The 10,612-nt window shown below is 28.2% G+C and carries 7 protein-coding genes and 1 pseudogene; 5 read left to right on the top strand and 3 right to left on the bottom strand.

The annotated features are described in order from the left end of the window. Nucleotides 1–100 precede the first annotated feature (100 nt). Entirely contained in the window at nucleotides 101–2,605 is a 2,505-nt protein-coding gene (locus HUJ77_RS11920; RefSeq protein ID WP_291708913.1) for a YhgE/Pip domain-containing protein, read from the bottom strand. Between the two features lie 185 nt (nucleotides 2,606–2,790). On the opposite strand from HUJ77_RS11920, the gene HUJ77_RS11915 reads away from it, so the two are divergent. From HUJ77_RS11915 to HUJ77_RS11895, 5 genes are all read left to right on the top strand, one after another. After that, nucleotides 2,791–3,360 carry a TetR/AcrR family transcriptional regulator gene (locus HUJ77_RS11915; RefSeq protein WP_291708911.1) on the top strand — a complete coding sequence of 190 codons (570 nt, stop codon included), beginning with the start codon at nucleotides 2,791–2,793 and terminating at the stop codon, nucleotides 3,358–3,360. A 64-nt stretch (nucleotides 3,361–3,424) separates the two neighbouring features. Next, nucleotides 3,425–4,540, top strand: coding sequence for a cysteine desulfurase family protein (locus tag HUJ77_RS11910; RefSeq protein ID WP_291708909.1), 1,116 nt, complete (start codon nucleotides 3,425–3,427; stop codon nucleotides 4,538–4,540). A 12-nt stretch (nucleotides 4,541–4,552) separates the two neighbouring features. After that, entirely contained in the window at nucleotides 4,553–4,873 is a 321-nt protein-coding gene (locus HUJ77_RS11905) for a DsrE family protein (RefSeq protein ID WP_291708908.1), read from the top strand. Nucleotides 4,874–4,932: 59 nt separating this feature from the next. Then, nucleotides 4,933–5,286, top strand: coding sequence for a DUF4180 domain-containing protein (locus HUJ77_RS11900; protein ID WP_291708906.1), 354 nt, complete (start codon nucleotides 4,933–4,935; stop codon nucleotides 5,284–5,286). A gap of 145 nt (nucleotides 5,287–5,431) precedes the next feature. Beyond that, on the top strand, nucleotides 5,432–8,398 hold the full coding sequence (locus HUJ77_RS11895) for an MFS transporter (RefSeq protein WP_291708905.1): 2,967 nt from the start codon (nucleotides 5,432–5,434) through the stop codon (nucleotides 8,396–8,398). A 56-nt stretch (nucleotides 8,399–8,454) separates the two neighbouring features. Here HUJ77_RS11895 and HUJ77_RS11890 read toward each other — a convergent pair whose 3' ends face one another. Further along, complete coding sequence (locus HUJ77_RS11890; RefSeq protein WP_291708904.1) at nucleotides 8,455–10,479, bottom strand: FtsX-like permease family protein; 2,025 nt, start codon at nucleotides 10,477–10,479, stop codon at nucleotides 8,455–8,457. Then, a pseudogene (locus tag HUJ77_RS11885) lies at nucleotides 10,469–10,612 on the bottom strand (ABC transporter ATP-binding protein); the annotation flags it as partial. The gene HUJ77_RS11890 and the pseudogene HUJ77_RS11885, both read right to left, overlap by 11 nt.

The raw sequence follows: 10,612 nt of genomic DNA, 5'->3' as shown, positions 1-10,612 counted from the left end.
TAGTATAATTAAATTTTAATTTATTAATATAAAGGAAAACCCTAGAGTTAAATCTTATAGATTTAGATCTAGGGTTTTGAAAATTTATTTATTAAAAGTTTTATAAAGCTTTTTCAATTAAATCTGATAAACTTGTTTTATTACTTTTACTTTTCCTAATTACTACAGTTATAGCAAGTATTGAGAAAATAGCACCTATTGTTAAAAGAACAGTTATTTGAGGTACTATTGATAATCCAGTAGATAATCCATTTCTAAATCCATCAACAGTATATGTAAATGGCATATACTTGTGAATAGAGTTAAAGAAAGGAGCTGAAAGTTCTATAGGATAAGTTCCAGCAGAACCACTTAATTGTAAAATCATAAATATTAGTAGAAGGAAACTTCCTACTTTTCCTAAAATTAAATTCATTAAATAAACAATAGCCATAAATACTAAGGCAACACATATTGCAAATATATAAGTTTTGCCTATATAAGCAGGTTCAAGTCCATTAATTAGAATAAGTGCAGTAATCATAACTATCGCTTCAGAAACTGCTATAGTGAAAAGTTTTAATACTTTTTTTGGCCAAAAGGCTTTTGGATTTTCTTTTCCCTTTTCAAGATCTCTTTCTGCAGGGAATAATATACCTAAGGCTAGACAACCTACCCATAGGGCAACACTCATCATATATGCTGACATTGCACTACCATTATTAGCAATATGAGAATTAACTGATTCAATACCTTCTACAGGAGCTGCAAACATTTCTTTTGATTCATCAGATAATTTAGTATTGCTAATAGTATTTGCTCCTTCTTTAAGGGAATCTTTTAATGTTGATGAACCCTCTTTTAATTTATTAGCTCCGTCACCTAATTCAAGGGAGCCATAATAAAGCTTGGAAGCACCATCAGAAATAGATTTAGAAGCTGAATTTATTGTACTAATTCCTGATTTTAATGAATCATTATTTTGTGATAATGTATTTAATCCTTCAGTTAAGGCATTTGAACCTTCAGCAATTTGTCCAATTCCACTAGTTAAGGCAGGAACTGAAGTATTTAAAGTAGATGTTCCATTAGCTAAGTTTTCAGCACCACTAACAATAGCATTAGAGTTTGAATTTAATTCATTAGCACCATCATAAAGTTTAGAAGCTCCAGGTATTATTTGAGTATCTAATGCAGTTCCTACATTATTAAGTCCTGAATATAAATTATTTATAGTAGCTGTAGTTTTACCTATAAGTAAATCTGAACTACTAGCAAGAGTACCTAAAGATGTTTTTAATTGATCAACTTGTCCAGAAACTTCAGATATTCCTTTTACAGCTAAACCTAAATTATTAGATGCTGATAAAGTTTCGCTACCTATATTAGTTAGTTCATTACCTAAACTAGCAATAGGAGCAGATAAATTATTTATAATCTCATCTTGAGTGGTTTTATCTAATGCCTTAAACCAATCAGCTTCCTTAGTTTTAGCAATGTTTAATTTAATTTCATTAATGTATTTTGAAGAATTTTGTAATGAATTATTTACATTTTTTAAGTTTGTTCCCAAAGCTGTAAAGTTAGAAGTTAAATCATTACTTGAATCACCTTGAATAGCATTATTAATTTCATTTATACCTGAATTTAAACTATCCAAGGAAGTAGTTAAAGTTTTAATATCTTCACTATTTTTATCATTAACTGACTTACTTATAGAAGAAGATAAGGAATTTAAACCACCAAGAAGAGTTTCACTTCCTTTTTGTAAACCTGATACTCCAGAAGTATAACCTTTTAAGCCGGTATATAGGCTATTAGCACCATCATTAAGCTTACTTACTCCATCAGGAAGACTTGAAGATTTAGTATTTAAGGTATTTATTCCTGTATTTAAACTTTCAGAACCATCCTTTATTTTGTTTACAGCGGCTAAGTAGTCATTGATACCTAATTCATATTTATTTATTCCATCTGTAAAAGTTAAGCTGCTATCAGATAAAACTTTTAAATTTGAACTTAAAGTATCAGATCCATTTTTTAATGATACTAATCCATCTTTTATTTGAGAGGCACCGTCAGAGGCATCGGATAACTTAACTCCTATTGAAGAAAATTCATCAAATATAGATTTAGCATAAATTTCAGTAACGCTATTTTCTATAGATGTTGTTATTTTTTGAACTGCTGATTCACTCATTTTAGAGGCAATATAGTTTTTCCCAGGGTTTGTTTTGTATTGTAATTCCATTTTTTGAGGGTTGTCCTCTAAAAGAGTTGTGGCATTATAAGAGAAATTTTCAGGAATCGTAATTATCATATAATAAGTTCCATCATCTAATCCCTTCTGAGCTGTTTCAGAATCTATAAAATTAAAGTTAAGTGCAGCGCTTTCCTTAAGATTTTTAACTAGCTCATCTCCTACAGCTAAATTTTTATCATTATATTCATGAGGCTTATCTAAATTTACGACAGCTACAGGTAGCTTATCTACGTTTCCATAAGGATCCCACATTGATCCTAAGAAAATAGTAGTATAAATAGTCGGAATTAATATAACGGCTATAACTGCGATAAATTTGATAATTTTAAGTAAATTTGATTTGTCTTCTTTCAACTCATCCATAATATCACCTTCCTATTTTATTTCATTTTTCATTAATGTATCCTGTGAACGTTATTGAACACGGTGTTGTTTTTTGCTTTAACATTTATTATAATTACAGTAAGTTTTAAAGGCAATAATCAATATTATTGGAGAAGTTTATTAATGAACACATTGAATGATAAATGTTCAGAAAGGATGTTTTTATGGAGAATAAGGATAGAAGAATAAGAAAAACAAGAGATATATTAAAGAAAAGTTTAATAGCTCTTATGAAAGAAAAGAATATAAGTTCAATTACAGTAAAAGAATTGTGTGAAAAAGCTGATATAAACAGAGGGACATTTTATTTACATTATAAAGATGTATTTCATATGTTAGATGAAATTGAAAAGGAACTTTTTGAAGAATTTCAAAATATGATATTATCTCATAAGATTTCTCCAGAGAAAATTGAAACGAAACCTATATTAAAGGATATATATACTTTTATAGCAGATAATAGAGATTTCTGTATTGTTATTTTATGTAAAAGAGGAGATATGGGATTTATTAAAAAAATAGTCTCTGTAATATATGAAAAGGGATATAGTGATTGGTCTAATATTTTGAAGAAGAATGATAAGGATCTTTTTGATAAGTATTATTCATTTATTTTATTTGGAGTTATTGGATTAATAGATCATTGGCTAAATAATGGTCTTAAAGAGTCCGTAGATTATATGGCAACATTAACAGAAAATATAATTATCAATGGATTAAAATCCGTAAATTAATTTAATTTATAAATATTAATGGTAATATTAATATATAAGATTAAATTTTATAGGGGATGATTATGTGATTTATTTAGATTACAATGCTACCACACCAATAGATAAGGAAGTTGCTGAGGCTATGCTTCCATATATATATGGGAATTATGGAAATCCATCAAGCAACCATGAGCTAGGAGTTACTGCTAAAGGAGCTGTTGAGAGGGCAAGAGAGCAAGTTTCAGAATTAATAAATTCTTCACCAGAGGAGATAATCTTTACAAGTGGAGGAAGCGAATCAAATAATATGGTTATTAAGGGGGTAGCTTATACCTTTAATGGCAATGGAAATCATATTATAACATCTCAGGTAGAACATCCAGCAATACTTAATCCATGTAATTTTCTTGAGAAATTAGGATATAAGGTAAGTTATGTATCAGTTGATAAATATGGAATAGTAAATCTTTCAGAACTTGAAAGATTAATTACAGATAAGACTATACTTGTTTCCATTATGCATTCTAATAATGAAACAGGTACTCTTCAGCCAATTGAAGAGATATCTAAAATGTGCAAGAAATATGGCGTTTTATTACATACAGATGCTTCACAATCCTTAGGTAAGATCCCCGTAGATGTTACTAAATTAGGTGTTGATTTTCTAACAATTGCTGGGCATAAGTTGTATGCACCTAAGGGAATTGGTGCATTGTACATTAAGAAGGGTATTAATATAGAGCCATTAATTCATGGTGCAGGTCATGAAAATGGAAGACGTGCAGGAACTGAAAATATTATTTTTGATGTTGCACTTGGAAAGGCTTGTGAAATTGCAAAGAAGCAATTAAATAATAATGAAATAAAATTATTAACGGATTATTTTTATAGTAGGCTTAAAGAGAAATTTGGCGAAAAGATACATTTAAATGGTCATTTAGAAAATAAGCTTCCTAATACATTAAATGTTAGCTTTTTAGGTATTAATGGACATGAGGTCTTAGATAAGCTAACTAATGTTTTAGCATCTACTGGATCAGCTTGTCATTCAGGGAGTACTTCTATATCACCAGTATTAAAAGCTATGGGAGTTTCTGAAGAGGTTGGCCGTGGAGCTGTACGTTTTAGTCTTGGTAGATATACCACTAAAGAAGAGATTGATTTTGTTATAAATGAAATAAATAAAACTTTAAATTATTAAGGAGGAAGAGTAATGAAACTTGGAGTTATTATTGAAACTAAAGAATTTGAAAAAGCTTGGAATGCTTTTAGATTTGCAGTAACCGCAAAGAAAAAGGGACATGAAGTGAAGGTGTTTTTAATGGGAGAAGCTGTGGAATGTGAGACACTTACACATGAAAAGTTTAATGTATCAGAACAACTTAAGGAGTTTAGTAAAGTTGGAGGAGAAATTCTAGCTTGCGGAACTTGTTTAAAATCTAGAAATATGAAGGAAACTAATACATGTCCAATGTCTACAATGATTGATTGTGTAGAAATGGTTGAATGGGCAGATAAAACAGTAACCTTCTAGAGAAATATTAGATGTGATTTCAATGATTACTAAACAAGAAGAGATAGAGGAGGATAAGAATGAAATATAAAGTTATTAATAAGGATGATAAAAGTTATATACTATTTGATGAAAATAAAATATGCTCAGAAGAAGAAATTATAGATGTTATATCAGCAATATTTAGTGAAAATACATCATTAGTAGTAATTGATAAGAATGTTCTTTCAGAAGAATTTTATGATTTAAAAACAAAGCTATTAGGAATGGCTTTACAAAAATTTATTAACTATCATGTTAAGGTAGCTTTCATTATTGAAGAAGACAGGGTACTAAGCGATAGGTTTAAGGAGCTAATTTTAGAAATAAATAAGGGAAATAATTTTAGAGCTTGTAATAGTATAGTTGATGCGGAAAATTGGTTATTAGGTTAATAAAAATTAGTGTATATTTCAATAGTCTTAGATTCTAAGTACTCTAAGACTATTTTGTTTATAATAAGTACATTATAAAATCATTGAGTGATATAATTAAAGTATATTTATGGAAAATATATGAATTTATAATGGAGGATTATAGATGAAAAATAAATTAGGAAAGAAGTTTTGGGCAACCCTTGTTATATTTGGGCTTATAGGTCAAATTGCATGGGTTATTGAGAATATGTATTTAAACGTATTCATTTATAAAGTGTTTAATGCATCAGCAGCTGATATTTCCTTAATGGTTGGGGCTAGCTCAATAGCGGCTACATTAACAACTCTTTTAATAGGAGCATTATCAGATAAGCTTGGAAATAGAAAAATATTTATTTGTGTTGGCTATATAATGTGGGGAATTTCAATACTTTCATTTTCATTTATAAGAATGGATATTTTAACCCCAATAGCAGGAAGTACTTTAGCTGCTGCCTCTCTAGGAATATTATTAGTTATAATATTAGATTGTATTATGACCTTCTTTGGATCAGCTGCCAATGATGCCTCCTTTAATGCTTGGATAACTGATTGGGGAAATGATAGTAATAGGGGAAGGATAGAAGGGATTAATTCTATGATGCCATTAGCATCTATTCTAATAGTCTTTGGTGGGTTTATGGCATTTAATTTAGACTTACAATCTAGCTGGAGTGCTATTTTTATAATTATAGGTATAAGTGTTACTATTATTGGTTTATTAGGTTTTATACTAGTAGAAGATAATGTAATAACCACATCTGAAACAAATAACTACCTAGAAAATGTTTTATATAGCTTTAAAGCCTCTGTTATAAAAGAAAATAAACTTCTATATACAGTAGTTGGTGCATTTTCTATCTTTGGAATTTCTATTAATATTTTTATGCCATATTTAATTCTTTATTATGAGAAGACTTTAAGGATAGCTAATTATGTAATTATTATGGCTCCTGCAATTATAATTGCTGCAATAGTAACTTCATTTTATGGAAAGCTATATGATATGCTTGGATTTAAGATGTCTGTAATTCCAAGTATTATTATACTTATGATAGGCTATACTATACTATTTTTCAGTACAAGCACTCTTTACGTGTTTATTGGTTCTTTATTTATGATGATAGGATATTTAACAGGAATGGCTTGCTTTGGAGCAATGATAAGAGATAATATTCCAGAAAACAAAGCAGGATTATTTCAAGGATTACGTATATTAGGACAAGTTCTTATACCTGGAATTATTGGACCAACAATTGGAGCATTAGTTTTAAATAATGCAAAAACAATTTTAAATAATGATGGTACTACTTCCTTTATTCCAGATAGAAGAATATATTTTGCTGCCTTTATAGTAGCTACACTTCTTCTTTTTATATTATATTTAATTTTTAAAATGATAAGAGAAGAGCATTGGAATCTTACTACAGATAAAGAAATTGATTGGACAGAGTACCCAAGACCACAAATGAAAAGAGATTCTTACTTTAGTTTAAATGGAAAGTGGAAGCTAAATGATGAAGATATAATTGTTCCATTTCCACCTCAATCTAATTTATCTGGTTATAAAAAAACAGTAGGGAAGCATTTAACTTATGAAAAACACTTTAGTTTGCCTAATAATTTTATAAAAGATAAAGTGATTTTACAATTTGGTGCTGTAGATCAAATTGCAGAGGTTTGGGTGAATAATAAACAGTTAATGAAACATGAAGGTGGATATTTACCTTTTTCAGTAGATATAACAGAGGTATTATTTAGAGACAAAGAAAATCAGTTAGTAGTAAAGGTTACTGATGATTTATCTAAGAAGTACCCATACGGGAAGCAATGCAAAAAACGTGGTGGAATGTGGTATACCCCTGTAAGTGGAATATGGCAAACTGTATGGCTAGAAAGTGTTCCTAGAGAGTTTATTAGTAATATTAAAATAACTCCTGATATGAATGGAATAACCTGTGAGATAGATACAAATGCAACTGAATATAGGATAGATATAAATTTAGCTGGATATATTTATACAAGATATGAAAAAGATAATAAGTTTAGGATAGATTTAGATAAAGTCATATTACCAAATGGAGATAAATATAAACCTACGCTATGGACAGTTGAAAATCCATATTTATATAAAATTATTATTAGTACATCTGAAGATAAAGTGGAATCTTATTTTGCTTTGCGTACTGTAACCATATGCAAAATAGATGGAATAGAAAGAATTTGCTTAAATGATAAACCTATATTTTTACATGGAGTCTTAGACCAAGGATATTTTTGTGATGGAATCTTCCTTCCTTCAATGGAAAAGGAATTTGAAGAGGATATTTTAAGAATGAAAAATTTAGGCTTTAATATGCTAAGAAAGCATATTAAAGTGGAGCCAGAATGCTTTTATTATTATTGTGATAAGCATGGTATGTTAGTAATGCAGGATATGGTGAATAATGGATCATATTCTTTTCTTAGAGATACAGCACTTCCTACTATGGGAATGCTTAAATTAAATGATAAAAGAAGAGGGGATAAGGCTCAAAGAGAAATATTTATAAATCATACAAGAGATACAATAAATCATCTATACAATCATCCATGTATTGTTGGATATACTATATTCAATGAAGGGTGGGGGCAATTTCAAAGTGATAAGCTTTATGGGTTTGTTAAGGAAATTGATAATACTAGGTTTATAGATGCTACTTCAGGCTGGTTTATTCACGAGAAGAGCGACGTAGATAGTTTGCATATATATTTTAAAACTATAGATTTACCAAAAACAGAAAGACCACTAATAGTGTCAGAGTGTGGTGGATATTCCTATTCTATTCCTGGACATATTTATAGTAAATATAATAGTTATGGATATGGTGCTTTCGAAAGCTCTGAAATGTTAACAGACAATATTGTTGAAATGTATGAAAAAATGATTATACCAGCTATAAAAAATGGCTTAAGTGGCTGTGTTTATACCCAATTAAGTGATGTGGAGGACGAAACTAATGGAATTTACACTTATGATAGAAAGGTTTGTAAGGTAGAAGCAGAAAAAATCCTATTAATTAGTAGCAGAATCCAAGAAGAAATGAAGTAAGTAAATTAGACTCCTAATATTTAGGAGTCTAATTTATTGATATTTAATTTAAAGCACTAATTACTATTTTTAACTATACTTTTAAAGCTAATATAAGTTGTATAGAAATATCCACCGTATATTATAATAAGAGCTAATGCTATTATTATAGAAGAATTACTAAATAGATTCTTATTATAAGTGGAAAAGATTTCATTTACTACTTTCATACCAATTATGGAGTGTATAATGGCTAGTGATAAAGGTGCCATAAAATAAATTAAGGTTTGATTTAGTATTGATTTATTTATCATTTTTTCAGTAACACCTATTTTCTTAAGAGAATTATATCTAGTAAGACTATCACTTGCTTCTGATAATTGTTGTAATGCTAACACTGCAGCACTAGATATTAAAAATACTATTCCTAAATATATACCTAAGAATACAACTATTGCAGATGTACTATACACTAAAGAATATAGTTGTTCTAGGGTGTTCCCAAGAACTAAAGCAGTTGAACCATCAGGATTTCTATTTTCTAAAATATCAACATAGAATTTTGAAAACTTTTCTTCTGATTTTGCATAATTACTTTTATCATATATTACATTAAGATTTGATTGTTCTAGTGTTAATTTTCCTTTAAAGTTGTCAGGTACTATGAAATAAAGGAATTGTAATTCATAAAATACACTAGATATATTATCTTTAATTAAATTTTCATTTTTAAAGATATATTTATTATTATCAATTACTACAGAGTTCTCATTTTCAACAAATTTATGGAAGGCCTTGTTAAACTCATCATAATTTGATACAATCAAGAGCTCATTATCTTTTAAAGTTATAGGATTTTTATCTAAAAGTTTATTTATGGAATTATATTCAGATACTTTTACTGCTGATATATTATGATCTGAATAAGAATACTTCATTTCATCTATCTCTTTTTTAGTTAAATAATTCTTTAGTAATTCACTTAGATAAATATCAAGCGTGTATTGGTTGAAAAAAACATATTTTTCAGAAGAATCAAGTTTAAAGTTTATACTATTTAAAAGTTCTTCCATATCATTAATTTTTTGGACATCAGTATCAATATGAAGCTTTGCAGAGCTATCAAAGTAAGTATTACCTTTTAATGATTTATCAAAGGTACTCTTATAATTAAACATACTAAATAAGAGTGTTATAGTTAAAAATAACATAAGGCAGATAGTAGTCATAGATATAAAGTTAGTTGTTATTTTATTATTAATTTGTCTTAAAACAAATATATTTAATTTTTTAAAATATATATTTTTATTCTTTTGTATAATTTGAATTAAGAAGCTTGAGAGACTAAAGAACCATAGTAGGGTTCCAGTAACCCCCAAAACAATTGAAAGCATAAAACGATAATCATCAACAGCTAATCCAATTTTTGTTATTATAATATATGCTGATATAAGTGAGACTAGGGAGAAAATAAACAAAACAATTGAAATAATAGGATTATTAATGGTTACTTCTTCATTTTTCTTTGCTGCATTAAGCATGTCTATAAGTTTATACTTAGAAATAGTAACTTGATTAAATATCATTACTAAAATAAAGATTACTCCAAAATATAATGAAGACTTAGTTATTGAATCTATTGATATAATAAATTTATAGTTATTCATATTCACTGATAATAATTTAGCTGTAATAACTGATAGTCCTTGGGAAACTATAATCCCTAAAAAAAGACCAGCTATTAGAGATAATAATCCAATAAAAAAGGTTTCTAAAATTAAGATTCTAGAGATTTTCCTCTTAGACATACCTAGTGTCATGTATATACCTAATTCCTTCTTACGTTTCTTTATAAGAAAGTTATTAGCATAAACTATAAGACCTCCTAGAATAAAGGATACAAATATAGAGGCTCCAGCTATTAGTTTATTTAGTGTTACCATATATTCTTCTGTACTAGTATTTATATCAAGTAGTGACTTTTGAGATTCAATAGAATTAAAGGTATAAAAAATACATACTGCAAAGGTTAGGGTAAGAAAGTATATAGAATAATCCTTGAAGCTCCTTTTTACATTATTTATTGCTATTTTAGAAAACATCGCTAGCATCACCTCCAAGTAAGGTTACAATTTCAATAATCTTATTGAAAAAATCTTTTCTTGAATCATTTCCACGAATTAGTTCATTAAAAATCTTACCATCCTTAATAAATAAAATTCTATGAGCATAGCT

The sequence above is a fragment of the Clostridium sp. genome (assembly GCF_021443865.1).
In the GTDB taxonomy this organism is placed as follows: Bacteria; Bacillota; Clostridia; order Clostridiales; family Clostridiaceae; genus Clostridium.
Note: the sequence above shows the minus strand (reverse complement) of the source record. Positions and strands in the feature narration are given on the sequence as shown.

Excerpts from the sequence above, each read along its gene's own strand:
- HUJ77_RS11890 (WP_291708904.1), bottom strand. The coding sequence starts at position 10,479 with ATGTTTTCTAAAATAGCAATAAATAATGTAAAAAGGAGCTTCAAGGAT.
- HUJ77_RS11920 (WP_291708913.1), bottom strand. The coding sequence starts at position 2,605 with ATGGATGAGTTGAAAGAAGACAAATCAAATTTACTTAAAATTATCAAA.
- HUJ77_RS11915 (WP_291708911.1), top strand. The coding sequence starts at position 2,791 with ATGGAGAATAAGGATAGAAGAATAAGAAAAACAAGAGATATATTAAAG.
- HUJ77_RS11895 (WP_291708905.1), top strand. The coding sequence starts at position 5,432 with ATGAAAAATAAATTAGGAAAGAAGTTTTGGGCAACCCTTGTTATATTT.
- HUJ77_RS11900 (WP_291708906.1), top strand. The coding sequence starts at position 4,933 with ATGAAATATAAAGTTATTAATAAGGATGATAAAAGTTATATACTATTT.
- HUJ77_RS11905 (WP_291708908.1), top strand. The coding sequence starts at position 4,553 with ATGAAACTTGGAGTTATTATTGAAACTAAAGAATTTGAAAAAGCTTGG.